Source organism: Ruegeria sp. HKCCD7181 (assembly GCF_057221055.1).
In genome coordinates, this window is sequence record NZ_JBWVBC010000006.1 from 167,211 (window position 1) to 194,127 (window position 26,917).

Genomic DNA, 26,917 nt, shown 5'->3' on the forward strand with positions numbered 1-26,917 from the left:
TGCATCCACAAGATATAGACCCTGCATAAAGAACGGGCAGTTTACGTGAGCGATACGCCAGAAATTCCTGAAAACATGGATGAAACCCCGCCCGAGCGCCCCACCCACGACGGCCCGACGGTTTCCATCGAATCCGAAATGCGGACGTCCTATCTGGACTATGCGATGTCGGTCATTGTTTCCCGCGCGATCCCTGATCTACGGGACGGGCTGAAGCCTGTGCACCGCCGTATCCTTTACGCGATGCATGAAACAGGGAATACGCACGACAAGTCTTACCGCAAATCGGCCCGTCCGGTGGGCGACGTGATGGGTAAATACCACCCACACGGAGACAGCGCGATCTATGACGCGTTGGTGCGGATGGCTCAGGATTTCTCAATGTCGTTGCCGTTGCTGGATGGGCAGGGCAACTTTGGTTCGATGGACGGCGATAACCCCGCGGCTATGCGTTACACCGAAGTGCGGATGGACAAACCCGCCGCCTCCCTTCTGGCAGATATCGAAAAAGACACGGTCGATTTTCAGGACAACTATGACGGCAAAGATAAAGAGCCGACCGTTCTGCCCGCCCGTTTCCCCAACATGTTGGTTAATGGTGCCGGCGGTATTGCCGTGGGTATGGCGACCAACATTCCTCCGCACAATCTGGGTGAAGTGGTTGATGCCACGCTGGCCCTGATCGACGACCCGGATCTGACGTCCGAACAATTGATCGAATATGTCCCCGGCCCCGATTTCCCGACAGGCGGCGTCATGCTGGGCCGGTCAGGTGCGCGCAAGGCGTACCTTGAGGGACGCGGCAGCGTGATAATCCGCTCCAAGACCCGCGTCGAGGAGATCCGTAAAGACCGGTACGCAATTGTTGTCGATGAGATCCCTTATCAGGTGAACAAGGCCTCGATGATCGAAAAGATCGCCGAAGCCGTGCGCGAGAAACGCATCGAAGGTGTCAGCCACGTACAGGATGAATCCGACCGCAACGGCGTGCGTGTGGTGGTTGAACTGAAACGAGATGCGACGCCCGAGGTGGTGCTGAATCAACTGTTCCGCTTCTCGCCGATGCAAACATCGTTTGGCTGCAACATGTTGGCCTTGAACGGTGGTCGCCCCGAGCAGCTTACACTACGGCGGTTCCTCACCAGTTTTATCGACTTCCGGGAAGACGTCGTAGCGCGTCGCACGGCCTATGATTTGCGCAAAGCGCGCGAGCGGAGCCATATACTTTGCGGGCTGGCTGTAGCCGTCTCGAACGTGGATGAAGTCGTGGCGACCATTCGGTCTTCGGTTGACGCGGCGCAGGCGCGTGAGAAATTGATGACCCGTCGTTGGCCCGCGGCTGAGATCGAGGGTTACCTGCGCCTGATCGACGATCCGCTGTCCAAAATGAACGATGATGGCACCTACAACCTGACCGAAGTTCAGGCTCGGGCAATTTTGGACCTGCGCCTGCAGCGCCTGACACAGCTGGGCGTCAAAGAGGTCACAGACGAGCTGGAACAGCTGGCTGCCAAGATCCAGGAATACCTGGATATTCTGTCCTCTCGCGAACGGATCATGTCGATCATTGGCGATGAGCTGCGCAGCGTCCGCGAGCAGTTCGCCGTACCACGTCGTACCGAAATCGTCGACTGGTCCGGCGATATGGAAGATGAAGACCTGATCGAGCGTGAAGACATGGTCGTGACAGTGACCTCGGGTGGCTACATCAAGCGGACTCCGCTGGTCGACTTCCGCGCGCAGAAACGTGGTGGCAAAGGGCTGTCGGGGATGCAGACCAAGGAAGAGGATGTTGTTACCAACCTCTTCGTCGCCAACACGCACACGCAGCTTCTGTTCTTCACCACGGATGGAATGGTGTACAAGTTGAAGACCTGGCGGCTGCCGCAGTCTGGACGAACCGGCAAAGGAAAGGCCATCGTCAATATCCTGCCGATCCCGACCGGCGTTTCCATTGCAGCGATCATGCCGGTTGATGTGCCGGATGAGGAATGGGAAAACCTGCAAATCATTTTCGCCACCAGCGCGGGCGATGTGCGCCGTAACCGTTTGTCTGACTTCACCAATGTCCGCCGCAACGGCAAGATCGCCATGAAGCTGCCCGAGGGTGTAGAACTGGTTAATGCCCGCATCTGCTCGGAAGACGAGGACGTGATGCTGGTCACCAACTCGGGCCGTGCCATCCGCTTCCGCACAACGGATGTGCGAGTCTTTAACTCGCGTGAATCCACGGGCGTCCGTGGAATACGGCTGTCCAACGGCGACCGGGTTGTGTCGATGTCGGTGATCCGACACTTCGAAGCTGGCCCGGATGAACGCGCCGCGTATCTGAAGATGCGTCGTCTGATGGCGGGCGTCACCGAGGAAACGGACAACGATGAGGACGAAGGCAACGCGGACAGCGTTCTGCCTCAGGAACGTTACGCCGAAATGTCAGCCGTCGAGAACCTGATCCTGACGATTACCGCAGGCGGCGCAGGTAAGCTAAGCTCCAGCCACGACTATCCTGTCCGCGGACGGGGCGGCATGGGCGTCGCGGCGATGGACAAGGCGATGCGCGGTGGCGAACTGGTGGCTTCTTTCCCGGTTGAGATTGACGATCAGATCATGCTGGCAACGTCCAAGGGCCAGTCAATCCGGGTGCCTGTCGACGGAATTTCCTTCCGATCGCGCTCGGCTGGCGGCGTAAAAGTATTCAACACTGGCAAAGGTGAAGAGGTCGTCAGTGTCGCCTGGATTGCGGATCAGGGCGATGAAGAGGCCGAAGAATAACCTCGCCCTTCGACATTGCCAGAAACCGGTTATGACAAAGCGCTCGCTCTGCGGGCGCTTTGTTGTTTGGGATCAATTTATTGACAGGCAACCGGGTGATCCTTGTCCGGGCGCACTTTGGATCCTAGATTTAACCCATGCAGTCTTTTGCAGATATCCGACCGGCCTACAGCCGTGCCGAACGCATTAGCGACGCCATTGTCCACGTTTTAGGTGTTTCTTCAGCACTGATTGCGGTTCCGACACTGGTGGTTATGACGATCTTTTACCGATCAGAACCAGCTGCCGTGCTGGGCGCCTCTGTTTATGGCGTCACACTTGTTTTCATGCTGACGTTTTCGGCGCTTTACAACATGATCGAAAGCGAAAAATGGTCGGAGCTTCTCCGCCGCCTCGATCATTCCGGGATTTATGTTAAAATTGCAGGCACTTACACACCGTTCGTTCTGTTGTCTGGTGTTCCGTCGACTGGGCTTCTCATAGGTTTGTGGTCCTTTGCCACATTGGGAACAGCCATGAAGATGCTGCATCCTCACCGCTTCCGGTGGCTCGGGCTTGCGCTGTACGTTGTGATGGGATGGGCCGCCGTCTGGGCGGGCCATGAGATGCTGGCCGATCTGCCGCAAACCGTTCTGGTTTTGATGCTGACCGGCGGCGTTGTCTATACCGCGGGCATCGCGTTTTATCTTCTCGACTGGATACCCTATCACAACACGATCTGGCATGTGTTCGTACTGACCGGGAGCGTGCTATTTTTCGCTGCGGTCGCCGTTCGCATCGAAAGGATACCTGTTGTATTTCTTTGATACCGACCCAGCTGCGCGCATCCAGGTGTGAAGCCAACCGCATTCACACCCAAATCAGACACTCGTTGGGGTGATCACGCATAGAACAGCAACAGGCCAGACAAGTACCTCTTCCCGGCGCAACATCGTACGGACATCAAAGCCCGTACAACCCGCCGAACTTTTCTTCGAGGTAGGCCAACAACGGTTCCGGTCCCGGTTCTACACCGCTTGCGCGCTGAATGATCTCACGCGGCGCATAAAGCCCGCCGTACTGCTGTACGTTTTCGCGCAACCAGCCGGTTGCGCCCGAAGTGTCGCCTTCGGCCAACTGGCTGTCCAATCCAGACACTGCGCCCCGCAGCGCTTGATAGAGGCACCCTGCGTAGACATTACCCAACGCGTAAGTCGGGAAATATCCGAACAGACCAACCGACCAGTGCACATCCTGCAGGCACCCGTTTGATGGCTTGTTCACTGCATAACCGAAATCAGCTGCAAATCGGTCGTTCCAGGCAGATTCCAGATCGCCCACCTGCAGATCACCGCTCATCAAGGCGCGCTCCAGGTCGAACCGCAGCATGACGTGCAGGTTGTATTGCACCTCGTCCGCCTCGGTGCGGATATACCCATTGTGAACCCGGTTAACGGTGCCATAAAAGGCATCGGCATCCGCTATACCGAAGTCGCCGAATGCCTCCGTCATTTGACCATAAAGCCAGCCTGTGAAAGCACGAGAACGACCCAGCTGGTTTTCATAGATCCGGCTTTGGCTTTCGTGCACGCCCATCGATACGCCTTGACCCAGCGGCGTCAGCGCGTAGCTGCTGTTGATCCCCTGTTCATATGCGGCGTGGCCGACCTCGTGAATCGTCGAGTAGAAACAGTTGAATGGGTCGGTTTCGCTGGTTCGGGTAGTAATTCGCACGTCTGAGCCGCTGCCCGAACTGAACGGATGCACCGCTTTGTCCACTCGGCCCCGGTTCAGATCATAACCGAACGTAGTGGCCAATTTCTGCGACAGACACATCTGAGCCAGCTCATCAAAACAACCCGAAAGCGCGGCTGGTTCTGGTTTGTCCAGAACGGCTGCACGCAGGGCAACAAGCCGCGGACGCATCTGGTCAAAAATGGTGGCAATCTGATCACCTGTGGTGTTGGGCTCGTAATCCTCGACCAAGGCATCATAGATACTGCCGCCCTGAGCCAGCGCAGAACCTTCCTCGCGCCTAAGCGAGACGACTTCATCCAGAACAGGCAGAAAGGCAGCGACGTCCTCGTCCGCGCGGGCCTGCGCCCACAAGCCTTGTGCCGCTGACGTGACGCGTGCAATTGCTGTCGCCAGATCCGCAGGCACCTTGACTGCACGATCATAGGCACGACGGATTTCCCGCAATTGCGCCTGATCGGATTCGCTGTCTGCGTCCGCTTTCTCCAGCCAGTCTGCGACGCGCGGGTCCGAACGGCGGGCGTGGAGCACGGCCTCGATCGCGGCCATCTCCTCGGCGCGTTGGGGTGCTGCACCACGCGGCATCACAGTTTCCTGGTCCCAACCCAAACGTCCGGCGATCTGTCCAAGGGCCGAGGTTTCACGCTGATAGGCCATCAGGTCGTTGAAAGCTGTCATAAAGTCATGCTCCGCGCAGAGAAGTTGCTATGGGATAGGCCGTCAAAAAACGAGCGCGCAGGATCAGGGTCCAGACGACGACGGCCAGGAATTGATGGAAAATGGCGATTTGCCAGGGTGCGCCGTAGACGACGGTCAATACACCGACCACCACCTGTAGAGCCAGAACCGCAAACATGGCGTTGAAGGCAAAACGCGTCTGCGGATGAGCGCTGGTGCTGCCGCGACGCCAGACCACAATACCGTAAGCAAACAGCAAATAGCCTGCGCAACGGTGAATGAACTGAACAAGGCCTGGACTTTCGAAGAAGTTCCGCCACATCGGCTCTAGCATCGTTGCGTCCGGCGGCAACAGTTGCCCGCCAATCAACGGCCAGTCTGTAAAGGATCGCCCGGCATCGATCCCGGCCACCATCGCGCCGATCAGGATTTGCAGGAACGCAAAATGCATCAGTCCTGTGGACAGTGAGAACAACCGCGCCTCTTTCGCACGCCGCGCCTGCATCAGGTCACGCTCCTCGCGCCCCAGCATGAAAATATACCACGCCAGGAACCCGAGGATCACGAAAGCCAGACCCAGATGTATCGCAAGGCGATAGCTGGCGACGGCGGTCATGCCCTCGCCCTGTGTCACGCCTGAGGCAACCATCCACCAGCCTACGGCCCCCTGCACGCCGCCCAGAACACCGGGGATCAGCAAACGCCCAGTCCACCCGGCTGGGATCTTACGTGCGGCGAGAAAGCCAAAGAACCCAAGCGCCCAGACCAGCCCGATCGCGCGGCCCAACTGACGGTGACCCCATTCCCACCAATAGATCGATTTGAAGTCCGCCAACTCCATCCACTGGTTCTGGATGCGCCACTGGTCGATCTGTTTGTACTTATCGAACTCGGCCTGCCAATCCGCTTCAGTCATCGGTGGCACGGCTCCGGTGATCGGACGCCATTCAGTGATGGACAGACCACTATCAGTCAGGCGCGTCAGCCCGCCGACCGCGATCATCACGACCACCAAAGCGAACAGGATCATCAGCCAGATGCGAATGGCCTGACGTGCGCCACCGCGCCCCCTGTCGATCATTCCCGGCTGAACCGCCTGTTGTTTTTCCGTGTCTGAGACGTCTTCGAAGATGCTGCGCTTACCGCTCATGCCGTCCTCTTCCTGCCTTGGATTTCGTCGCAAGCTAGGGCCATGGGGGACCGAGGTCCAGCCTCAGCCCTTTTCCTTCCAGCGGACCATCTGCCGCATGATCCCGTGCAGCATCTGTACATCCGCCCGCGTCATCCGAATTCGAGACCACAAATTGCGCAGGTTCACCTTCATCCCTTCCGCCTTTTCAGGCGGATAGAAGAACCCGGCCTCTTCCAGCCGCCCCTCATAGTGCTCGACCAGCTTCTCAACTTCTATGCCAGTTGCCCAATCGCCCTTGCCCAGATCAGTAGCTTCATGCGCCACGTCGCCGGTCTGACGCATCCATTCATAGGCCGTCAGCAACACGCACTGTCCCAGATTCAACGAGGCATATTCCGGGTTCACCGGGACCGAAATGATCGCATTCGCCTTTGCGATATCCTCGTTCTCAAGCCCGGCGCGCTCCGGACCAAACAGAACAGCCACTTTTTCACCCGCCGCAACCTTCTCAGCAGCGATCTGCATCGCGCGTTCAGGGCTAAAAACCGGTTTGGTCAACCCGCGCTGCCGCGCTGTGGTCGCGAAGACAAAGGTCCTGTCCCCCAGCGCACCCGCCAGATCATCGAACAGTTGCGCCTCGTCCAGCAATCGCCCGGCTCCGCTCGACATCGCCACTGCCTTCGGGTTCGGCCAACCGTCCCTCGGTGCCACGATCCGCATCCGGTCCAGACCGAAATTCCACATCGCCCGCGCAGCGGCGCCGATGTTCTCGCCCATTTGGGGGCGGACAAGCACAAAGGATGGCTGGGATGAATCTCTGGGCATCACTTACTCCGAAAAGTTCCGCCTGCTCTAATCCCCACATCCGCGCAGAGCAAGGCACCCCAGCCTCTTCTGATCCCAAATACCCACGCACGAGGCATAAAAGTTTGCTTCCCCGGCGCAATCCGCTAAACCGCGCCAAAGACTGAAAGCGAAGGACGCGCCCATGGACACCCCCGAGCAGCCGCAGATTTACCTGATCACGCCTCCGACCATCGAGCTGAGTAGTTTTCCTAACAGGCTTGCCAGTGTTCTCGACCAGGCCGAGATCGCCTGCATTCGTCTGGCGCTGGCCGGTAGTGACGAAGATGCAATTGCCCGCGCCGCAGATGCCTGCCGTGAAGTGGCCCACGCACGCGACGTCGCGCTGGTGATCTCAAATCATGTCTTGTTGGCTCAGCGGTTGGGCCTCGACGGAGTACATCTGGATGATGCCGCCCGATCGGTGCGCGCAGCACGTAAAGAGCTGGGCGCCGACGCCATCGTTGGCAGCTTTTGTGGCGCGTCCAGCCACGACGGCATGACCGCAGGCGAAGCCGGAGTAGACTATGTGGCCTTTGGCCCCGTCGGCGGCGCGGCTCTGGGTGACGGCACACGCGCAGAAAAAGACCTGTTTCAGTGGTGGTCCGAGATGATCGAAGTTCCGGTCGTGGCCGAAGGCGGCCTGACACCGGACCTGATCCGTGACTTGTCACCCAATACCGATTTCTTCGGCATTGGGGATGAGATCTGGTCCAAAGACGATCCTGCGGCCGAATTGAGCACACTGATCGCGGCAATGAGCTGAGTGTGACCGTTTGCGGTACCATTCCGACTTGCAGGGAAACGGGTACTGCGGCATGACATCAGCATGAGTCAGACCAGCGAAATCCTGTGTATCGGGTCCGTCCTATGGGATGTGATAGGCCGATCCGCCAGCGCCATGCGGCAAGGTTCGGATGTACCCGGGCGCATCACTCGTCTGCCCGGCGGCGTGGCCATGAATATTGCAATGACACTCGTCCGGTTTGGCATGACGCCGACCCTTCTGACGGCCATTGGCCGAGATCCTGAAGGCGACGAACTGATCCATGCCTGTTCACGGCTTGGCATGGTGACCGATCATATCTACCGCTCGCAAGATCTTCCGACTGACCGTTATATGGCCGTCGAGGGCGCCAACGGACTGATTGCTGCCATCGCTGATGCTCATTCGCTCGAAGCGGCAGGGCCCAAAATCCTGCACCCGCTGATGCACGGCCCTCTGGGTTATGAGAATACGCCCTTTGAAGGGCCAATCGCTCTCGACGGCAACCTGACACAGGACTTGCTCGAAGAGATCGCCCAAAGCCCGGCCTTCGCTCGCGCCGATCTGCGCGTAGCACCTGCCTCACCCGGCAAGGCCGAGCGTCTGTTGCCTTTCCTCAAGCACGCCCGCGCGACACTTTATGTAAACCTCGAAGAAGCAGGGCTACTGTGCCAGCGAGAGTTTACCGACTCCCGAAGCGCCGCCAAAGGCCTGCTGGACAGGGGCGCATTGCGAGTGCTGGTGACTGACGGAGGCAGCTCGGCAACCGTCGGCTCGGCCTCGGGCGTTCTGACCCAAAAACCCCCGTCCGTTCTGGTTACTCGGGTGACAGGCGCGGGCGACACTTTCATGGCGGCTCATATCGCCTCAGAAGCGGGCGGTGCAGATAACGAAGCGGCCCTGACCCGCGCCTTGCACGCCGCTGCAACATATGTTTCCGGAGAAACCCCACTGTGAACAACATCCAATTCTCTGCAGAGGTCCGCGCTGCCAAAGACGCCGGCCATCCTATCGTCGCGCTGGAAAGCACCATCATAACCCACGGCATGCCCTACCCCCAGAACATTGAGGTCGCAGCTCAGGTAGAACAAGACATCCGAGATGCCGGCGCAACACCGGCCACCATCGCGGTGATCGAGGGCACGCTCCATATCGGGCTCGAACCAGAGCAGCTGCAAGGTTTGGGCACAGCACAGGGCGTGGCCAAAATCTCACGCGCTGACATGGCGGCCTGCATTGCCACCAGAGGTACTGGTGCCACCACCGTCGCAGCGACCATGATCGCTGCGCATTACGCCGGGATCGAAGTCTTCGCGACTGGCGGCATCGGTGGCGTCCATCAGGGGGCCGAAACCACTTTTGACATCTCCGCCGACCTGCACGAATTGGCGCAAACACCGGTGACAGTCGTTGCCGCTGGCGCCAAGGCCATCCTGGATCTGGCAAAAACCTTGGAAGTGCTGGAAACACTGGGCGTTCCGGTCATAGCTCACGGTCAGGACGAATTCCCGGCCTTCTGGTCGGCCAAGTCCCCCTATGCCGCGCCCTTGCGGATGGACAGCACGCAGCAGATCGCCCTGGCACATGCCACGCGCCGCGCGCTTGGCCTGCCCGGCGGGCAGTTGGTCGCGAACCCTATCCCAATCGCCGACCAAATCCCGGCCGAAGAACTGGCACCCATTATCGCCTCTGCTCAGTCCGATGCCGAAACGCACCGGATCACCGGCAAAGGCGTCACGCCCTACCTTTTGCAACGTATCTTTGAACAGACCGATGGGCGTTCACTTATCGCCAATATCGCATTAGTCCGTAACAATGCGCGGCTTGCGGCAGGAATCGCCAAAGCGCTCAGCGACAGCAAAGCCTGATTAACCTATTGTACCAAGGCCCCGGACTGCTTAACTAAATCCGCAAACCGCTCAGGACCGCAATGAATACGCCCTTTGACGAAGAACCTCATCGCCGACCCGGCCTTTTCGCAGGGTTCCGTGCGTCATTTCTGACGGGTATCGTCGTCATTGCGCCAGTGTGGCTGACCGTCTGGCTGATCTGGTCGGTCGTCGGCTGGATCGACAGCGCAGTCTTGCCACTGATCCCGCAACGTTTCCAGCCCTCGGAATATGTCGGTATCAACCTGCGCGGCGTTGGCGTGGTGATCTTCCTGATCTTCACTGTAATCGTCGGCTGGATTGCCAAGGGTATTCTTGGACGGTCATTGATCCATTTCGCGGAAAGCCTTGTGGACCGAATGCCAGTTGTTCGGTCCGTCTATTCCGGCATCAAACAGATATCGGAAACTGTTTTTGCCCAAACCGAGCGTTCCTTCGAAAAGGCCTGCCTAATCCAGTATCCGCGCCGGGGTATCTGGGCCATCGGCTTTGTCTCGACCACCGCCCGAGGTGAAGTCAGCGAACGTGCGGAAACCGCAGGCGCGTTGATGAGCGTGTTTGTTCCCACCACGCCGAACCCGACCTCGGGGTTTCTACTTTTCTTTCCGGAAGAGGATGTCATCCTGCTGGATATGTCCATCGAAGACGCGGCGAAACTGGTGATTTCGGCAGGTCTCGTTTACCCCAACGAAAAAGACCCGACACAGCCGCCCGAGTAATCAACCAAACATCGCGGGCAGATCGACAGTGCTGCGCTCACCCAGATCGGATTTGTGGTCCCGCAGGAACTGGTGCGCTGCTGCCTGTCCGGCCTGTTTCAACCTGTGCAGCACAATCGGATTGGGCACCGTCTTGGTTGCAGCAGACAAGTCGTTCATCAGCTCGTCATCGGCGATCATGTGTACCAGAACGCGGTTCATCTCACCTGCTTTCAGCTTTCCTTCCGCCAGCAGACGCTGCACAAAGTTTATCGCCCGCAACTCTCTGAACAGAGACGAGTTAAAGCTGATCTCGTTGATCCGGTTCTGGATTTGCTGCGGCGTCTTCGGCACTTCGTCCCGCTCCAGCGGGTTGATGTTAACAATCACCACGTCATCCGGCAGCTCGCCATCGAACAAAGGGTACAGTGCGGGATTGCCGGTATAACCACCATCCCAATAGGCTTCGGTCCGTCCCGATTTTGGATCATAAATTTCGACCGCCTGAAACAGGTTCGGCAAACAGGCCGAGGCCAAGATGGCATCTGTCGAAATCTCACGCCCGGTGAACACTCTGATCTTGCCGCTGCGTACACAAGTGGCGCAGACAAACAAGCCAGGTCCATCGTCTGCGCATATCTCATCGAAGTTGAACCGTTCAACAACGCTTTCCAGCGGATTACTGTAGAACGGCCCATACGCATAGGGCGACACCAGCCGCGACCACGCATCCGCCACCGAAAACGGAGCCGCGTATTCCAGCGCCTGCGCAATATGCGCCGGTTCCACCCCGCGCATCCAATGGGCGATCCGCATGTCGCCCACCGCACCCATGCGTTTCCACAATCCGTCCAGACAATCCCGTGCGCCCTGACGCCCTGCATGCACCATCCCGGACTTGAACGCAGCACCATTCAACGCCCCGGCCGAGGTTCCGGTAATCGCCGCAACCTCGATATCTTCTTCGTCAAGAATCCGATCCAGAACGCCCCAGGTAAAGGCGCCATGTGCGCCACCACCCTGCAAAGCCAGATTGATGCGTTTCAAACCGCGCTCCTTCTTCTGTTCAATGGTCTAGCGCAGAACCCTCATGCGTCACAGCGCAGTCCAGCCCCCATCAACCGAGATCGTCGTCCCCGTGATCTGCGCTGCTGCGTCCGAGCACAGGAAGATCGCCGTGCCGCCCAACTGCTCCACAGTGGCAAACTCCTTAGACGGTTGCCGTTCAAGCAGGATGTTCTTGACCACGTCCTCTCGGCTCATGTTGTACTCTCTCATCGTATCGGGAATCTGCGACTCGACCAACGGCGTCAGTACGTATCCCGGACAGATCGCGTTGCACGTAATCGGTTCCTGCGCGGTTTCCAGCGCCACGGTCTTCGTCATCCCGACAACACCATGTTTAGCTGCCACGTAAGCTGCTTTGAAAGGAGACGCGGTCAATCCGTGCGCGGACGCGATATTCACGACCCGTCCCCAGCCTGCCTTGCGCATCATCGGCAGCGCCGCAGCGGTCGTATGAAAAACCGAATTCATATTGATGGCGATGATTGCGTCCCATTTCTCAACAGGAAATTGGTCAATCGGCGAAACGTGCTGGATACCCGCATTGTTAACCAGAATATCGCAGGCCCCGGCTTGTTCGATCAGGGCCCGGCATTCCTCGCCTTTTGACATGTCGGCCTTGATGTATCGCGCCTTGGTTCCTGTCTCTTTTGCAATCCCGGCCGCCAAAGCATGGTCTTCATCCCGATCCGTAAACGAGTTCAGGACCACATCCGCCCCGGCCTTGGCCAGCTCACGCGCCACCCCCAGCCCGATCCCCGAATTCGATCCCGTAATGATGGCAGTTTTTCCAGACAGGCTCATGACCGCTCTCCCTCTGAGTCCATTTCGCGGACACAGTGCCATGCTGCAACTGCAAAGAAAACGGGGAATGATCCGGGGCAAGAAACCGTGCAATTGCTGCACAAAAAAACGCCCGCACGAAGCGGGCGTTAAGTTATTGAGGCAGGTTTCATACAGGCAAGAAACCTATCGAGCAGTAGAACCTTTATAAGCAATTCCACGCCGCCATCCAAGCTAAAAGTTTGATAACAAGAAAAATCATCGCTACGGTGAATCCCAAACAAAATAAGGCCAGAGCAGGATTGTTTCCAAAATGATCGCCAATTATCTCCGCCCCGTTCGTCCAGTGATCGCGGGAATCGCCACCATTTTCACGGCCTCTCTGGTATCGGCAGAATCGGCGCACGGCATAGCTATGTATGGTGACCCTGCCCTACCACCGGATTTTGTGTCGCTACCCTACGCAAATCCAGATGCGCCCACGGGTGGTAAGGTCGTTTTCGGAAACACCGGCGGCTATAACAGTTTGAACCCGTTTGTGCAAAAAGGCACGTCACCCTGGCAATTGAGGTTTTGGACCCATGAAAGTCTGATGGGTCGATCCTGGGACGAACCTTTCACACTTTACGGGTTGTTAGCCGAATCAGTTGAGACTGCTCCGGACCGGTCCTGGGTCGAATTCACGCTGCGCGAAAATGCCCGATTCTCGGACGGCGCCCCCGTGACCGTCGAGGATGTAGTCTGGTCCTATGAGAAGTTGGGCACCGAAGGGCATCTGCGCTATCGCGGGTTGTGGGGCAAGATCGACAGCATCGAACAGACCGGCCCGCGCAGCGTACGCATCACCTTCAACGAACCCGATCGCGAACTGGCCCTGATCGCAGGTATGCGCCCGATCCTGCAAAAAGCACAGTGGGAGGGGAAAGACTTCGCCAACGCAAGCTTGCATGACATCCCGGTTGGAACTGGCCCTTATGTAATCGACGATTACGAGGCCGGACGGTATGTAAACCTGCGCCGCAACCCGGATTACTGGGGCGCGGATACACCATTCCGCAAAGGCACCATGAACCTTGATGAAATGCGGATTGAGTTCTACGGCGACGGCACAGTTCTGTTCGAAGCCTTCAAAGCCGGTGAGCTGTCGGCAGTTCGAGAATTCAACGCTGACAAATGGGACACTCAATACGGCTTTCCTGCCGCACAGCGCGGCGATGTGATCAAGACGGAAATACCGCACGGCAAGCCTTCGGGCATGACTGGTTTTGTGATGAATACACGCAAAGCACCATTTGACGATTGGCGCGTGCGCGAAGCGCTGATGCTGGCGTTCAACTTCGAATTCATCAACGACACGATCACCGGCGGTGCACAGCCGCGGATCACTTCGTATTTCTCAGGCTCTGATCTGGCGATGCAACCGGGTGAGGCTACCGGGAAGGTTAAGGAGCTGCTCTTGCCCTACGCCGACAGCCTGCCGCCCGGTACAATTGAAGGGTATGCCCTGCCCCATGGCGACGGTTCGGCCCGCAACCGGGCCAATATTCGCGCGGCCAGTAAACTGTTGTCCGAAGCAGGCTGGATCATTCAGGACGGTGTCCTGCGAAACGAAAACGGCGACCCGTTCACCATCACCGTACTGCTGCAGCAAGGCGACAGCGACAATCAGACCGCAATAGACATTTTCACCGGCGCGTTGGAGCGTCTGGGTATTCAGGTCACAACCGAACAGGTGGACAGCGCACAATTCACCGAGCGCACGTCAAAGCTGGACTTTGACATGACAATCTTCCGCCGCGCACTTTCCCTTTCCCCTGGTAACGAACAGCGCCTGTATTGGGGTAGCGAAAATGCTGATACTCCGGGCACTCGCAACCTGATGGGTGTGGCATCGCCCGCCGTCGACGGGCTGATCACCGCTATGCTGTCCTCTGAAAGTCACGAGGATTTTGTGGCCGCGACCCGAGCGCTTGACCGCGTATTGACCGCCGGACGCTATGTCATTCCGATCTGGAGCTTTGATGTCGGGCGCATTGCGCACGCCAAGGAGCTGAAATTCCCCGAAACCTTGCCGATTTATGGCGACGGGCCGGAATACATGCCGCAGGTCTGGTGGTATCAGGATTGACCTGAGTGATCTATTTCCATATTTCTTGAAATATGGAAATAGCGATTCATGAAAAACTTGGCGCCTTGGCGCATCCCAAACGGCTGGACCTGTTTCAGTTGTTGATGCGCCGCTACCCGGATTCTGTGCCCGCCGGTGAGATCGCCGACGCACTGGCGCTGAAGCCAAATACGACATCAACCTACCTCAATGCTCTAAAATCGGCTGATCTGATCGTTCAGTCGCGTACGGGAACGTTTCTGCACTATTCAGCAAATCTGCCCGCCGTTCGCGACCTGTTTGGAGAGCTGCTGGGGAATTGCTGTCAAAACCGTCCCGATTTGTGTCTGCAAACCTCCGGAGATCCAATCATGACCAGCCCAGACCGCACGCTTAATGCGCTGTTCATCTGCACCGGCAATTCGGCCCGTTCGATCATGGCCGAGAGCATACTGAACGCCGAAGGCAACGGAAAGTTCCGCGCCTTTTCCGCGGGAACCGCCCCGTCAGGCCAGCCCAATTCCGATGTATTGGAGCTGCTGCGCCAAAAAGGTCATGAGACCGCCGACCTGAGATCAAAATTCGTGGATGAGTTCGCGGCAGAGGACGCCCCGGTGATGGATTTCGTCTTTACCGTCTGCGACCACGCCGCCAACGAGGCCTGCCCAACCTGGCCTGGCCAACCCATAAGCGCGCATTGGGGTCTTGCCGACCCGGTCAAAGCCGAAGGCACTGAGGCTCAGAAACATCTGGCCTTTCAGCAGGCCTATGGGCTTTTGCGCAACCGGATCACTGCCTTTGTCAGCCTGCCATTCGAAACGCTCGATCGCATATCATTACAACACAAGGTGGATGACATTGGCCGAATGGCCAAATAACCACAGCCAATCCAAGGACGCATCACTATGAACATACTGGTTCTGTGCACCGGCAATTCCGCCCGGTCGATCTTGCTGGAGTCGATCTTCAACCACACCGGCAAGGGGCGCGTACACGCCTATTCCGCAGGTTCGAATCCGGCCGGTAAAGTGCACCCCCAATCGCTGGCCCTGCTGGAAAGCAAGGGGCATGACTTATCGAGTGCCCGCTCTAAAAGCTGGGATGAATTCGCGGCTGAAGATGCGCCCAGAATGGACGTGGTGATCACCGTGTGCGGATCAGCCGCCGAGGAAACCTGCCCTGTCTGGCCGGGCGCCCCCGTGCGCGCCCATTGGGGTGTTGAAGATCCTGCGGCGGCCTCGGAATCCGATTGGGACGACGCCTTTTGCACGGCTTATGCCATTTTAGGCCGCCGCGCCGCCGCCCTGCTGGATCTGCCTGTCGAGACTATGGACAGCGACGATCTGACCACACAACTCAAACGTATCGGAGCCCTTCTATGAACGCCCGCCAGTATTTTGCCGAGTTTCTGGGCACCGCTTTTCTGCTGATCGGTGTCGTCGGGTCCGGGATAATGGCGCAGACATTATCAGGTGGGAACATCGCGCTTGCCCTGCTGGCCAATGCAATTGCCACAGGCTGCATGCTCTATGCCATCATCACCACTCTGGGTCCTGTTTCGGGCGCGCATTTCAACCCCGCCGTCACACTGGCCTTTGCCTTGCGCGGCGAACACCCCTGGCGCGCGGTTGCCCCATACATGGTTATGCAGATCGCCGGCGGGATCGTGGGCGTTTGGGCTAGCCACTATATGTTCGACCTGCCGATTCTACAGACATCGGAAACCTTGCACCGCACCGGATCGCACCAGTGGTTTTCCGAGATCATCGCCACGCTGGGACTGCTGTTCGTGATCTTCGGCGGAATTCGGCACAAACCGGACACGGTACCAGCCCTAGTGGGCCTCTATATCACAGGGGCATACTGGTATACATCCTCCACAAGTTTTGCCAATCCGGCAGTGACCATCGCTAGAGGGTTTACGGATACCTTCGCAGGCATATACCCTGCACACATTCCGATGTTCATCGTGATGCAGATTATTGCTGTGTTTATCGGGCACATAGTTCTGAACTGGTTGTTCAGGCCCGAGACGTAACGGACCGGCCGCCACTCACTTAACAGCAGGTCCGTCCACCCGTTGCGGTATCGCCGCAGCGGGTTTTTTTGTGCGCCTATTACGTAACGTCAGGATGCGACATTTTGTCATGTCCGCAGAGTCGTCAACTCCTACGTACCCTGTTTGGGGGGAGAGCAGTCCTGAAACTGGAACATAGGAAGGCTCGCAGATGTTGAACTGGGCTGATCTGACGCAAGATTGGGGCGCGTCATACGCGCGCGCAAAACGGAGGTTCCCAAACCTGCGCGACAAGGATATGGCGCGCGTGCGGGATGACCGCAAACAGTTTGAAGCCTATCTTGCCGAACGCCACCATCTGACCGTGAACGAAGCGCGCGAAGAGCTTGAAGATTTTCTTTTTACCGAGTCACTAAACCGCGAAGCCAATCGGCTTTAGGTAAGTGACGTGACCCAAAGGATCGTCGCGTCCTCGTCGCTTACGGAAATGACGTTGTGGCCCATACTGCCATCGTAATAAGCGCTGTCACCACGGCGCATTTCCACTGGTTCATAGAATTCCGTGTACAACCGCACGATTCCAGTCAGAACATACAGGAACTCTTCGCCATCATGGCGAACCCAACCGTCAAACTCGTCCATTGATCGAGCCCGGACGCGGGCGCGATAGGGTAGCATCTGCTTTTTCGTCAGCGTATCGGCCAACAATTCATGTTCATATGTCGTAGTGGCATGGGCTGTCCCGGCACCCATTCTCGTCACTGCCATGCGACCGATCACCTGATCGCGCTGCGGTGCTGTAAATAGCTGAGGCACCGAGATTTCCAGCCCGATCGCCAGCTTCTTGAGCGCTTCATAGGTGGGCGACATTTGCCCGTTTTCAATTTTACTGAGGGTCGACCGCGCCAAACCGGCCTGACTTGCCGCCTGTTCCAACGTCCAGTTGCGTGCCTTGCGCAGCTCGCGTACCCGCGCGCCGAGATCCAAGGGTTCGACATGGGTGTCGACGCCGTTGTCGCGGGCGATGCGGATCAGGGATTTCGGGTCGCTCGAAGTCATGTGCAACTCTATAGGGCCAGCGTGGCGCGCTTGCAACGCGTCAGCTGCCACGATAGCCAGTCGGCATGCTGTCAGTTTTCGATCAAGGCCCACCACCGCCCTGCCCTGCGCCGTTCAACATGGCGGCACATGTCCTGCGTCATGCAGCAAACCTTCCGACAAAGACTGCCCTTTCTATCCTGAGCCCGCACGGCACCCAGGATTGGAGCTTTGCCGCGTTGCAATCTGCAATTCTAGGCACGGGCACAGGATTGCTGCGGGCCGGCCTGCGCCCCGGCGACATTGTGTTGATGCGGCTGGGCAATTCAGTGGAATTTCCGATCGCTTATCTGGGGGCAATTTCAGTCGGGATTGTCCCGGTGCCGACTTCGGCGCAATTGACCGAACCGGAAACGGCCCGGATGATCTCGGACCTGTCACCCACGGCAATACTACATGATCCGTCCATCGCCTGTGCACCACACCCGATGAAAATCGGGTTGGATCAGCTGATCTCAATGCGCGATCTGCCGCCAGCCGAGTTTGCAATCGGCGATCCGAACAGGTTGGCTTACGTAGTCTATACCTCCGGTACATCAGGCAGCCCGCGAGCCGTGGCCCATGCCCACCGGGCGATTTGGGCCCGACAGATGATGGTAGATGGCTGGTATGGCCTGCGTGAAAGTGATCGGCTGTGTCACGCGGGTGCGTTTAACTGGACTTACACACTGGGCACCGGGTTGATGGATCCCTGGACCATCGGCGCAACCGCTCTGATCCCAGAACCCGGCACGGACCCAGCCGACCTTCCGGCATTGTTGCACCAGAACAAGGCCACGATCTTTGCCGCTGCTCCGGGTGTCTTTCGCAAAGTCCTGCAACAACCACAGCTGCCTGCCCTGCCTGATCTCCGTCATGGTCTTTGCGCTGGGGAAAAGCTGTCCCGCCCTCTCCATGAACATTGGACTCAGGCGACAGAAACCGAACTTTATGAAGCCTATGGCATGTCTGAATGTTCGACCTTCATTTCGTCCAGCCCGGCCCATCCGGCACGAGGAGAGTCGCTGGGGCAGCCTCAGCCCGGTCGCCGCGTGGCAATCTTGAGCCCTGATGGCCCTGTGCCCCAAGGCCAGGAAGGCACAATTGCTGTCCACCGCGACGATCCCGGGATGATGCTGACCTATCTCAACGCCCCGAACGAGGCGCAGTCGCGGATGCAGGGTAACTGGTTTTTGACCGGGGATCAGGGAGCAATGGCCGTCGATGGGCAGATCACCTATCTGGGTCGGGCCGACGACATGATGAACGCAGGCGGATACCGGGTTTCTCCGGTCGAAGTCGAGGCCGTGCTGTCCCGTCACCCCGGCATTGCACAAGTCGGCGCCGCCGCTGTCGAGGTCAAACCCGACACCTATGTGATTGCGGCCTTTTACACCGGCCCGGAAAAACTGGACGAAAGCACCTTACGGTCCTATGTGTCCGACAATCTGGCGCGCTACAAACAACCGCGCGCTTTTGTTCACCTGCCCGCCCTGCCCACCGGTGGCAATGGCAAACTCCTGCGCCGCGCCCTGCCGGCCTATTTCAAGGCGACGTCCGAATGACCCAGACCGTGAAACTCGACATTATGTCCGACCCGATCTGCCCGTGGTGCTATATCGGCAAGACGCATCTGGACAAGGCGTTGGCGGATGTGCCGAACCACCCCTTCGTGATCGAATGGCATCCCTTTCAGCTGAACCCCGACATGCCGGATGCCGGTATGGACCGGCGGGAATATCTTGAAAGCAAATTCGGGGGTAAAGACGGAGCGGTACGCGCCTATGCCCCGGTGGTCGAACATGCCGAGAATGCAGGGCTCAAGATTGATTTCGAAGGTATGAAGCGCACTCCGAATACGCTTGATGCACATCGCCTGATTCACTGGGCCGGAATCGAGGGAAAGCAGAACGATGTCGTGGATGCCCTGTTCAATGCCTATTTCGTCGAAGCCCGCGACATTGGCCAGCACGAGGTTCTGGCCGACATCGCCGACAGCGTGGGGATGGATGCAGCTGTGGTACAGAAACTGTTGAAATCAGACGCAGATCGCGAGGACATACGCAACCGCGACAGCCATTCACGCCAAATGGGTATCAGTTCAGTCCCGACTTACATCGTTGCCAACCAGCACGCCGTGCCCGGTGCGCAACCGCCTGAGCTTTGGGCTAAAGTGATCGCCGAAATCATGTCTCAGATTGAGGCCTCTCCTGCAGAATAACACATATCCCTGTGCATTTTCCCACCTAGCTCAACCTGTCTTGTCGTGATAGCGCCAGTGGGAAGGAGTTTCTCATGGCCAATCGCATGTCTCGGGGTGAGTTTGTCGCCCTGATCGCGATGATGTTCGCGACTATCGCATTTTCGATCGATTCCATGCTGCCTGCGCTGCCCGAAATTGGCGCGCAGCTAAGCCCGAACGACTTGAATAAGGCACAACTGATCCTGACTTCATTTGTTCTGGGTATGGGAATCGGCACGTTTTTCACCGGACCCATCTCAGATGCGATCGGGCGCAAGCCAGTAATCTATGGCGGAGTTGCACTGTACATTCTGGCCTCGGCGGTCGCATGGGCAAGTTCTTCGCTCGAGCTGGTGCTGGCGGCGCGTGTCGTTCAAGGTCTGGGCGCTGCTGGTCCGCGCGTTGTCGCGATGGCCATTATTCGGGATCTCTACTCTGGTCGGGAAATGGCGCGCATTGTTTCGATTGCCATGATGATCTTCACGCTGGTTCCCGCCATCGCGCCGATGCTGGGCGCGGGTGTGATCGCTCTGTTTGGCTGGCGCGGCATCTTTATCTCGTTCATTTTGTTTGCACTCATCGTTGTCCTTTGGATGACCGCACGCCTGCCCGAGTCTCTGGCACCGGAAAACCGCCGTCCGTTTCGCCTGCCTTTGATGGTCGCCGCCGTGCAGGAAATGATTGCCCACCCCACCGTACGGCTGTCCATTCTGGTTCAGACACTGTGTATGGGGATGTTGTTTACCATGCTGACCATGGTGCAACCGGTATATGACGTGGTGCATGACCGCGCCGAAAGCTTCCCATTCTGGTTCGGCTTTGTGGCGCTGATGTCTGGCTCTGCCAGTTTGCTGAACGCAGCGGTTGTTGTCCGGGTAGGCATGCGCCGTATTGTGACCTGGGCGCTGGGCGGTCAAATCCTGATCACGTCGGCTGTCATCGTGCTGAGTATGGCTGACCTTACACCCGAGGGTTCTTTTGCACTGTTCGTCTTTTGGCAAACAACCGTGTTTTTTATGGCAGGCGTCACCATGGGCAATCTGAACGCCATCGCGATGGAGCCGATGGGCCACATCGCGGGTATGGCGGCCTCGGTAATCGGATCGATATCCACGGTTCTGGCAGCCGCCATTGCCGCTCCGGTGGGCCTTTTGTTTGACGGATCCATAGCCCCCCTGACAGCAGGTATTCTGACCATGTGCATCGTTGCCTTCGGCCTCATGCTGCATATGGGCCGGATCGAAAACAGACTACTCGCCTGATCTGTCCAGCCTTGTCGAAACACGCTAACCTACCCTCAATTCGAGGGGAGGATTTCAATGAGTTATGATTACGATCTCGGCACGTATTCCTGTACGGTGACGACATCCTCGGCTGAAGCTCAAATTTGGTTTAACCGTGGTCTGGTTTGGACCTACGGCTATAATCACGATGAAGCCGTCGCCTGCTTTCAGCGCGCCGCAGAGCTTGATCCTGACTGCGCCATGGCGCATTGGGGCATCGCTTATGCTGCTGGCCCAAATTACAACCTGCCCTGGGATTTGCGCGACGATCAAGGTCAGACAAAGTCGTTGGCCACAGCATATGACGCAACGCAAAAGGCGTTGGCTCTGGCAGAGAGTGGTACGCCCGTCGAGCAGGCCCTGATCCACGCCCTGCCCGCGCGCTATCCGCAGCGGGAACCGGTCCCAGACATGCACAAGTGGGATTATGACTTCGCCGACGCTATGCGCGCAGCTTTTGCGGAACAACCCGATCACCTGGATCTGCGAACAGTCTTTGTCGAGGCACTGTTGAACCTTACTCCGTGGCAGATGTGGAACCTGCAAACTGGTCAGCCCGCTGAAGGCGCTGCAACACTGGAGGCACAAGAGGCGTTGGAATGGGCTATGGCCAACGACTCCGACGCTTTGACCCATCCTGGTCTTTTGCACCTCTATGTTCATCTGATGGAGATGTCACCCACGCCGGAAAAGGCACTGCAAGCCGGGGACATATTGCGCACACTGGTGCCGGATGCTGGCCATTTGGTGCACATGCCGACGCACATCGATGTTCTGTGCGGCCATTATCACAACGTTACCTACTGGAACGCCAAGGCCACCGAAGCCGATCTGAAATATTACGAACGCGAGGGTGCGTTCAACATCTATACCGGTTACCGCCAGCACAATTATCACTTCGCCATCTACGGCGCTCTGTTTCTGGGCCAGATAGAGCCTGCATTGCGTGCCAATCAGGGTCTATGGGATACAACGCCCGAAGAAATGTTGCGCATCGAAAGCCCGCCGATGGCGGACTACTTCGAAAGCTACATGTCCATGGGCCCGCATATCCTGATCCGATTTGGCCGGTGGGAAGAGGCCAAAATGTTGGGGCTGCCATCCGACCCGGACCTGTACCGCACCCTGACGGTCACCACGCACTATGCCCGTGCCGTCGCCTTTGCAGCGACGGGGCAGATTGCCGAGGCCGAAGCCGAGGAGAACCTGTTCCTAGCCGCCAAAACCTGCGTTCCGGAGACGCGTAGGCTTCACAATAACCGCGTCATTGATCTGCTTGAAATCGCAGCTGAAATGCTGCGGGGCGAGATCGAATATCGCAAAGGGAACTACGAAATGGCCTTTGCCCATCTGCGCCGATCAGTCGAATTGGACGATACTTTGCCATATGACGAGCCATGGGGCTGGATGCAGCCGACGCGCCACGCACTGGGCGCATTGCTTTTCGAACAAGGACACGTGTCTGAGGCCGAAGAGGTCTATCGCGAAGATCTGGGACTGGGCGGCACCCTAAGCCGAGCTTCCATTCACCCCGACAATGTCTGGAGTCTCAAGGGGTTGCATGATTGCTTGAAGGCGCGTGGCGAAGCCATTGAAACAAAACAGATCGAGCAAAGGCTGGATCTGGCTCTGGCACGTGCTGATCGCGCGGTTGGTGCCTCTTGTTTCTGCGCTCAGGCAGCGATGAAGGCGGCCGAATGAAGCTTGTCCTCATCTTTCTGGCCTTGCTGATCGGCGGCCCCGCCCTCGCCCAGCGGCAAAACTTCCCTCCGGCGGATGAGGCGGCGCAGGATTCGTCACTGGTCGCGTTCCGGGCTGAACTGCTGGAGCGGATCAAAGCCCGTGACACAGAATTCCTTGTCGCCTCAGCCTGCCCCGACATTTATCTAAGCCACGGCAGCAACGGCGGCCCTGAGGAATTCCGCATCAATCTGACAGTTCCCCCGGAAACTCTGACAGAAGAGTTCCGATCCGAAGCCGATGATTTGCGTGAAACGTTCTGGAACGCTTTGCAAACTACTTTGTCTCAGCCCGGATATTTCGACGATCAGGGTGAGTTCTGGATGCCGCACCAATGGCAGATCACGTTGCCTGCATCGCTGGATCCTTTCACCGCTTTTTTCGTGGTCGGTGAAAACGTTTCGCTGCGGCAAGGCCCATCCCGGAACGATGCGATTCTGGGGCAGATTAGCCATGAGGTCGTGATCATTCCTGACTACCAGCCAGACCTTGAATACCAACAGGTACGCCTGACGGACGGTACCGCGGGCTTTATGCACCGCGATTTTCTATGGTCGATGGTTGGCTATCGTGCTGCGTTCGTGAAATCGGAAATTGGTAACTGGCAACTCTGCACCTTTGTCACCGGCGACTAGGCTTTCGCCTTTTTCTTCTCGGCGATCACTTTTTCAGCCAGATCGCGCGCGATGGCAAAGGCGCCCTTGATCTTGTCGCTGTCCTTTTTCCAGTCGCGACGAACGACAATCTTGTTGTCCTTGACCTTGGCGAGGCCACGCTGGTTCTGGATGAAATCGACCAGCCCCTGAGGCGACGCAAATTTGTCATTGTGGAACTGAATTGTCGCCCCCTTCGGCCCGCCATCCAGCTTGGCAATCCCCGCACGCTTGCACATCGCCTTGATGCGGACGACCAGCATCAGCGTGTTCACCTCTTTCGGCAACGTTCCGAAACGATCGATCAGTTCGGCGGCAAACCCCTCCAGTTCGACCTTGGTCGAAAGCGACGACAGGCGGCGATACAGCCCCAGACGCACATCCAGATCGGGCACGTAGTCTTCGGGGATCAGAACGGGGACGCCCAGATTGATCTGCGGCGCCCATTGGTCATCGGCATCCGACAGCCCTTCCATCTCGCCGGCTTTGATCTTGGCGATCGCCTCTTCCAGCATCGATTGGTAAAGCTCATACCCCACATCGCGCATCTGTCCGGACTGTTCTTCGCCCAGCAGGTTTCCCGCACCGCGAATGTCGAGGTCTTGCGAGGCAAGTGTGAACCCTGCGCCCAACGTGTCCAGTGAACCCAATACGCGCAGTCGTTTTTCGGCCGTGGCGGTTAGCTTCTGTCGCGGTTTGGTCGTCAGGTATGCATAGGCACGGGTTTTCGACCGTCCCACGCGTCCTCGGATTTGGTAGAGCTGCGACAGACCGAACATATCAGCCCGATGTACGACCATCGTGTTCGCCGTCGGAATATCCAACCCGCTTTCCACAATCGTAGTGGCCAACAGAACGTCATACTTGCCGTCATAGAAGGCGTTCATCCGGTCGTCGAGCTCGCCTGCAGCCATCTGCCCATGAGCCACCATGTAAGTCAGCTCTGGCAGTTGCTCTTTCAGGAATTCCTCAATCTCGGGCAGGTCCGAGATACGCGGGACAACATAGAAACTTTGCCCGCCGCGATAATGTTCACGCAGCAGCGCCTCGCGAATGGTCACTGCGTCGAACTCGCTGACATAGGTGCGGATCGCCAGACGGTCGATGGGCGGTGTACCGATGATCGACAGGTCGCGTACGCCAGTCAGGCTGAGTTGCAACGTCCGAGGGATCGGTGTTGCCGTCAAGGTCAGAACATGGATGTCCGAGCGTAGTTGCTTCAGGCGCTCTTTGTGCGCCACACCGAAGTGTTGCTCTTCGTCGATAACCAGCAGGCCGAGGTTGTTGAATCGAATTCCTTTGGCCAACAACGCATGAGTGCCAATGACGATATCAACTGTACCGCGCGCCAACCCATCACGGGTTTGCTGCGCCTCTTTCGCGGAGACAAACCTCGAAAGCTGCCGAACCTCCAGGGGAAATCCCCGAAAGCGTTCTTTAAAAGACGCCGCATGCTGACGAGCCAGCAATGTTGTTGGCGCCACGACTGCTACCTGAACTCCTGACAGGGCCGCAACAAAGGCCGCACGCATAGCAACCTCGGTTTTGCCGAAACCCACGTCTCCGCAAATCAGGCGATCCATCGGCGCGCCGGAATGCATGTCTTCCATCACTTCCGCGATAGCGCGCAGCTGGTCGTCGGTTTCCTGATATGGGAAACGGGCGCTGAATTCCTCCCACGCGTGGGGCGGTGGGTCCATGACCGGAGCCTTACGCAATGCGCGCTCAGCAGCGATGCGAATAAGCTTATCCGCCATCTCGCGGATACGTTCCTTGAGCTTGGCTTTCTTTGCCTGCCATGCACCACCGCCCAGACGATCCAGCAGACCTTCGTCGTGACCGTATTTCGACAGCAGCTCGATATTTTCGACTGGTAGGTAAAGTTTTGCCTGCTCCGCGTATTCCAGCAGCAAACATTCGTGGGCCGCGCCTGCTGCCGTCACGACCTCCATGCCGACGTAACGTCCGATTCCATGATCGACGTGAACAACCAGATCACCAGGGCTAAGAGACTGAGTCTCGGTCAGGAAGTTTTCGGCCTTGCGGCGTTTCTTGGGCTGGCGGATCAAACGGTCCCCCAGAACGTCTTGTTCCGCAATCACCGTCAGATCAGAGGTTTCAAACCCGTGCTCCAGCGCCCAGACAGCAAGATGCAAACCGCGCTTGCCAACTCGGGTGCCGTCCGCGACAGGAATGGCCTCGGCCAGACCTTCATCCTCGATCAACCCGGTCAGGCGTTCACGGGCGCCCTCGGAATAAGAGGCTATTAACACCGGCCCCCTGTCTAGCTTGCCCTGGATATGGCTGGCCAAGGCGCCAAACAGACTGATGCTTTCCTGCTGGCGCTCCGGGGCAAAGTTGCGGCCGATCCGCCCCCCTGCGTCGATCACACCGGGCCCGCTAGCCTGTGGCAGAGGGCTGAACTGCATCACCCGGCGGTCGCCCACGGCCTGTTCCCATTCCGCATCATCAAGGTAAAGCAGTCCCGGCGGTGTGGGTTTATAGACCGTATCCATCTGCGAACGGTTTTCCAGCGCCAGACGCCGGGTTTCGTATTGATCCTCGATACTATCCCAGCGGGCCAGCCGCGCAGGTGTAACCTGATCGTCCAGCGAGATCGTAGCACCCGGCAGGTAGTCAAACAGCGTCTCAAGTTTTTCGTGAAAAAAAGGCAGCCAGTGCTCAATGCCCTGATGCTTGCGGCCCGCGCTTACTGCTTCGTAGAGCGGATCATCCGTTCCCGCCGCCCCAAATTCGATACGGTAATTCTGTCGAAATCTGGTGATCGCAGCGTCATCCAGAATGACCTCGGACACGGGTGCAAGTTCAACAATTTCCAACTTCTCGGTCGTGCGCTGCGATACCGGGTCAAAGCGGCGTGCGCCATCCAGCACATCTCCGAACAGGTCAAGACGCACCGGTCCTGTTTCGCCTGGTGGGAAGATGTCGATGATCCCGCCCCGGATCGCGTAATCACCAGGCTCCATGACCGTCGGGCTTTGTGTGAACCCCATGCGGACCAGAAAACCGCGCAGGGCGTCTTCGTCGATGCGATGATTTACCCGAGCCGTAAAGGCCGCCTCACGCAATACGTCGCGCGCCGGTACGCGCTGAGTCGCCGCGTTCAGCGTGGTCAACAGAACGAACTGTGTCGGCATCTGATGGACAAGCGCCGCCAACGTGGCAACGCGCGCAGCGGAAATATCCGCGTTTGGCGATACCCGATCGTAAGGCAGGCAGTCCCAGCCGGGAAATACAAAGATGGGCATGTCGGGCGCAAAAAAGGTCAACGCGGCGCGCATTGCCTCCATCCGCTTGTCATCGCGTGCAACGTGACAGACCGGTCCGCCAGAGCGCGCGATTTCTTTCAGCACAAGCTGTGCGTCAAACCCTTCGGGGGCACCGCCAACTGTTACGTGGTTCGGAGCCTGCATCGCC

At 57.9% G+C, this 26,917-nt stretch carries 23 protein-coding genes; 16 read left to right on the forward strand and 7 right to left on the reverse strand.

Annotated elements, in window-relative coordinates; genetic code table 11:
- Positions 1 to 45: 45 nt before the first annotated feature.
- On the forward strand, positions 46 to 2,772 hold the full coding sequence (gene gyrA, locus AC2TCY_RS13750; RefSeq protein ID WP_480848098.1) for a DNA gyrase subunit A: 2,727 nt from the start codon (positions 46 to 48) through the stop codon (positions 2,770 to 2,772).
- A gap of 137 nt (positions 2,773 to 2,909) precedes the next feature.
- Entirely contained in the window at positions 2,910 to 3,578 is a 669-nt protein-coding gene (gene trhA, locus AC2TCY_RS13755) for a PAQR family membrane homeostasis protein TrhA (RefSeq protein ID WP_480848099.1), read from the forward strand.
- 136 nt (positions 3,579 to 3,714) lie between these two features.
- On the opposite strand, the gene AC2TCY_RS13760 is transcribed toward trhA, so the two are convergent.
- The 3 genes from AC2TCY_RS13760 to AC2TCY_RS13770 all read right to left on the reverse strand — a co-directional run bounded on the left by AC2TCY_RS13760 (position 3,715) and on the right by AC2TCY_RS13770 (position 7,141).
- Complete coding sequence (locus tag AC2TCY_RS13760; protein ID WP_480848101.1) at positions 3,715 to 5,184, reverse strand: carboxypeptidase M32; 1,470 nt, start codon at positions 5,182 to 5,184, stop codon at positions 3,715 to 3,717.
- A gap of 4 nt (positions 5,185 to 5,188) precedes the next feature.
- Entirely contained in the window at positions 5,189 to 6,334 is a 1,146-nt protein-coding gene (ctaA, locus tag AC2TCY_RS13765; RefSeq protein ID WP_480848103.1) for a heme A synthase, read from the reverse strand.
- A 63-nt stretch (positions 6,335 to 6,397) separates the two neighbouring features.
- Positions 6,398 to 7,141 (reverse strand): RNA methyltransferase, encoded by a 744-nt coding sequence (locus tag AC2TCY_RS13770; protein ID WP_480848105.1) that lies wholly within the window; start codon positions 7,139 to 7,141, stop codon positions 6,398 to 6,400.
- A gap of 163 nt (positions 7,142 to 7,304) precedes the next feature.
- Here AC2TCY_RS13770 and AC2TCY_RS13775 point away from each other — a divergent pair, with 163 nt between their 5' ends.
- From AC2TCY_RS13775 to AC2TCY_RS13790, 4 genes are all read left to right on the forward strand, one after another.
- Positions 7,305 to 7,925, forward strand: coding sequence for a thiamine phosphate synthase (locus AC2TCY_RS13775; RefSeq protein WP_480848107.1), 621 nt, complete (start codon positions 7,305 to 7,307; stop codon positions 7,923 to 7,925).
- A 63-nt stretch (positions 7,926 to 7,988) separates the two neighbouring features.
- Complete coding sequence (locus AC2TCY_RS13780; RefSeq protein ID WP_480848110.1) at positions 7,989 to 8,882, forward strand: PfkB family carbohydrate kinase; 894 nt, start codon at positions 7,989 to 7,991, stop codon at positions 8,880 to 8,882.
- The gene (locus AC2TCY_RS13785) at positions 8,879 to 9,793 is read left to right on the forward strand and encodes a pseudouridine-5'-phosphate glycosidase (protein WP_480848111.1); all 915 of its coding nucleotides are present in this window, start codon (positions 8,879 to 8,881) and stop codon (positions 9,791 to 9,793) included. Before AC2TCY_RS13780 ends, AC2TCY_RS13785 begins: the two co-directional genes overlap by 4 nt.
- A gap of 62 nt (positions 9,794 to 9,855) precedes the next feature.
- Entirely contained in the window at positions 9,856 to 10,533 is a 678-nt protein-coding gene (locus AC2TCY_RS13790; RefSeq protein WP_480848113.1) for a DUF502 domain-containing protein, read from the forward strand.
- Here the strand turns inward: AC2TCY_RS13790 and AC2TCY_RS13795 are convergent, their stop codons facing one another.
- Positions 10,534 to 11,559, reverse strand: coding sequence for a patatin-like phospholipase family protein (locus tag AC2TCY_RS13795; RefSeq protein ID WP_480848115.1), 1,026 nt, complete (start codon positions 11,557 to 11,559; stop codon positions 10,534 to 10,536).
- 48 nt (positions 11,560 to 11,607) lie between these two features.
- Positions 11,608 to 12,381 carry a 3-hydroxybutyrate dehydrogenase gene (locus AC2TCY_RS13800; protein ID WP_480848117.1) on the reverse strand — a complete coding sequence of 258 codons (774 nt, stop codon included), beginning with the start codon at positions 12,379 to 12,381 and terminating at the stop codon, positions 11,608 to 11,610.
- Positions 12,382 to 12,673: 292 nt separating this feature from the next.
- Here AC2TCY_RS13800 and AC2TCY_RS13805 point away from each other — a divergent pair, with 292 nt between their 5' ends.
- The 5 genes from AC2TCY_RS13805 (at position 12,674) to AC2TCY_RS13825 (ending at position 16,923) form a co-directional block, all read left to right on the forward strand.
- Entirely contained in the window at positions 12,674 to 14,488 is a 1,815-nt protein-coding gene (locus AC2TCY_RS13805) for an extracellular solute-binding protein (protein WP_480848119.1), read from the forward strand.
- 32 nt (positions 14,489 to 14,520) lie between these two features.
- Positions 14,521 to 15,345: an arsenate reductase/protein-tyrosine-phosphatase family protein gene (locus tag AC2TCY_RS13810; protein ID WP_480848121.1), complete on the forward strand. Its 825-nt coding sequence runs from the start codon at positions 14,521 to 14,523 to the stop codon at positions 15,343 to 15,345.
- Between the two features lie 27 nt (positions 15,346 to 15,372).
- Complete coding sequence (locus AC2TCY_RS13815; protein WP_480848123.1) at positions 15,373 to 15,849, forward strand: arsenate reductase ArsC; 477 nt, start codon at positions 15,373 to 15,375, stop codon at positions 15,847 to 15,849.
- On the forward strand, positions 15,846 to 16,505 hold the full coding sequence (locus AC2TCY_RS13820; RefSeq protein WP_480848125.1) for an aquaporin: 660 nt from the start codon (positions 15,846 to 15,848) through the stop codon (positions 16,503 to 16,505). Before AC2TCY_RS13815 ends, AC2TCY_RS13820 begins: the two co-directional genes overlap by 4 nt.
- A gap of 190 nt (positions 16,506 to 16,695) precedes the next feature.
- Positions 16,696 to 16,923, forward strand: a complete 228-nt coding sequence (locus AC2TCY_RS13825; protein WP_480848127.1) for a hypothetical protein — start codon at positions 16,696 to 16,698, stop codon at positions 16,921 to 16,923.
- Here the strand turns inward: AC2TCY_RS13825 and AC2TCY_RS13830 are convergent.
- Positions 16,920 to 17,543, reverse strand: coding sequence for a helix-turn-helix domain-containing protein (locus AC2TCY_RS13830; RefSeq protein ID WP_480848129.1), 624 nt, complete (start codon positions 17,541 to 17,543; stop codon positions 16,920 to 16,922). The two genes, AC2TCY_RS13825 and AC2TCY_RS13830, sit on opposite strands and share 4 nt — an antisense overlap.
- 65 nt (positions 17,544 to 17,608) lie before the next feature.
- Between AC2TCY_RS13830 and AC2TCY_RS13835 the strand changes: the two genes are divergently transcribed.
- The 5 genes from AC2TCY_RS13835 (at position 17,609) to AC2TCY_RS13855 (ending at position 23,461) form a co-directional block, all read left to right on the forward strand.
- The gene (locus tag AC2TCY_RS13835; protein WP_480848131.1) at positions 17,609 to 19,126 is read left to right on the forward strand and encodes a class I adenylate-forming enzyme family protein; all 1,518 of its coding nucleotides are present in this window, start codon (positions 17,609 to 17,611) and stop codon (positions 19,124 to 19,126) included.
- On the forward strand, positions 19,123 to 19,782 hold the full coding sequence (locus AC2TCY_RS13840; protein WP_480848133.1) for a DsbA family oxidoreductase: 660 nt from the start codon (positions 19,123 to 19,125) through the stop codon (positions 19,780 to 19,782). Before AC2TCY_RS13835 ends, AC2TCY_RS13840 begins: the two co-directional genes overlap by 4 nt.
- Before the next feature lie 74 nt (positions 19,783 to 19,856).
- On the forward strand, positions 19,857 to 21,065 hold the full coding sequence (locus AC2TCY_RS13845) for a multidrug effflux MFS transporter (RefSeq protein ID WP_480848135.1): 1,209 nt from the start codon (positions 19,857 to 19,859) through the stop codon (positions 21,063 to 21,065).
- Between the two features lie 57 nt (positions 21,066 to 21,122).
- Positions 21,123 to 22,787 carry a tetratricopeptide repeat protein gene (locus AC2TCY_RS13850; protein WP_480848136.1) on the forward strand — a complete coding sequence of 555 codons (1,665 nt, stop codon included), beginning with the start codon at positions 21,123 to 21,125 and terminating at the stop codon, positions 22,785 to 22,787.
- Complete coding sequence (locus tag AC2TCY_RS13855) at positions 22,784 to 23,461, forward strand: SH3 domain-containing protein (protein ID WP_480848138.1); 678 nt, start codon at positions 22,784 to 22,786, stop codon at positions 23,459 to 23,461. Before AC2TCY_RS13850 ends, AC2TCY_RS13855 begins: the two co-directional genes overlap by 4 nt.
- Here AC2TCY_RS13855 and mfd read toward each other — a convergent pair.
- Positions 23,458 to 26,913 (reverse strand): transcription-repair coupling factor, encoded by a 3,456-nt coding sequence (gene mfd / locus AC2TCY_RS13860; protein ID WP_480848140.1) that lies wholly within the window; start codon positions 26,911 to 26,913, stop codon positions 23,458 to 23,460. The genes AC2TCY_RS13855 and mfd overlap by 4 nt on opposite strands.
- Between the last annotated feature and the right edge of the window lie 4 nt (positions 26,914 to 26,917).

Excerpts from the sequence above, each read along its gene's own strand:
- AC2TCY_RS13825 (WP_480848127.1), top strand. The coding sequence starts at position 16,696 with ATGTTGAACTGGGCTGATCTGACGCAAGATTGGGGCGCGTCATACGCG.
- AC2TCY_RS13780 (WP_480848110.1), top strand. The coding sequence starts at position 7,989 with ATGAGTCAGACCAGCGAAATCCTGTGTATCGGGTCCGTCCTATGGGAT.
- AC2TCY_RS13850 (WP_480848136.1), top strand. The coding sequence starts at position 21,123 with ATGAGTTATGATTACGATCTCGGCACGTATTCCTGTACGGTGACGACA.
- AC2TCY_RS13840 (WP_480848133.1), top strand. The coding sequence starts at position 19,123 with ATGACCCAGACCGTGAAACTCGACATTATGTCCGACCCGATCTGCCCG.
- ctaA (WP_480848103.1), bottom strand. The coding sequence starts at position 6,334 with ATGAGCGGTAAGCGCAGCATCTTCGAAGACGTCTCAGACACGGAAAAA.
- AC2TCY_RS13815 (WP_480848123.1), top strand. The coding sequence starts at position 15,373 with ATGAACATACTGGTTCTGTGCACCGGCAATTCCGCCCGGTCGATCTTG.
- AC2TCY_RS13790 (WP_480848113.1), top strand. The coding sequence starts at position 9,856 with ATGAATACGCCCTTTGACGAAGAACCTCATCGCCGACCCGGCCTTTTC.
- AC2TCY_RS13760 (WP_480848101.1), bottom strand. The coding sequence starts at position 5,184 with ATGACAGCTTTCAACGACCTGATGGCCTATCAGCGTGAAACCTCGGCC.
- AC2TCY_RS13810 (WP_480848121.1), top strand. The coding sequence starts at position 14,521 with ATGGAAATAGCGATTCATGAAAAACTTGGCGCCTTGGCGCATCCCAAA.
- AC2TCY_RS13855 (WP_480848138.1), top strand. The coding sequence starts at position 22,784 with ATGAAGCTTGTCCTCATCTTTCTGGCCTTGCTGATCGGCGGCCCCGCC.
- AC2TCY_RS13845 (WP_480848135.1), top strand. The coding sequence starts at position 19,857 with ATGGCCAATCGCATGTCTCGGGGTGAGTTTGTCGCCCTGATCGCGATG.
- AC2TCY_RS13800 (WP_480848117.1), bottom strand. The coding sequence starts at position 12,381 with ATGAGCCTGTCTGGAAAAACTGCCATCATTACGGGATCGAATTCGGGG.
- AC2TCY_RS13775 (WP_480848107.1), top strand. The coding sequence starts at position 7,305 with ATGGACACCCCCGAGCAGCCGCAGATTTACCTGATCACGCCTCCGACC.
- AC2TCY_RS13770 (WP_480848105.1), bottom strand. The coding sequence starts at position 7,141 with ATGCCCAGAGATTCATCCCAGCCATCCTTTGTGCTTGTCCGCCCCCAA.
- AC2TCY_RS13805 (WP_480848119.1), top strand. The coding sequence starts at position 12,674 with ATGATCGCCAATTATCTCCGCCCCGTTCGTCCAGTGATCGCGGGAATC.
- AC2TCY_RS13830 (WP_480848129.1), bottom strand. The coding sequence starts at position 17,543 with ATGACTTCGAGCGACCCGAAATCCCTGATCCGCATCGCCCGCGACAAC.
- AC2TCY_RS13820 (WP_480848125.1), top strand. The coding sequence starts at position 15,846 with ATGAACGCCCGCCAGTATTTTGCCGAGTTTCTGGGCACCGCTTTTCTG.
- AC2TCY_RS13835 (WP_480848131.1), top strand. The coding sequence starts at position 17,609 with ATGCTGTCAGTTTTCGATCAAGGCCCACCACCGCCCTGCCCTGCGCCG.
- mfd (WP_480848140.1), bottom strand. The coding sequence starts at position 26,913 with ATGCAGGCTCCGAACCACGTAACAGTTGGCGGTGCCCCCGAAGGGTTT.
- trhA (WP_480848099.1), top strand. The coding sequence starts at position 2,910 with ATGCAGTCTTTTGCAGATATCCGACCGGCCTACAGCCGTGCCGAACGC.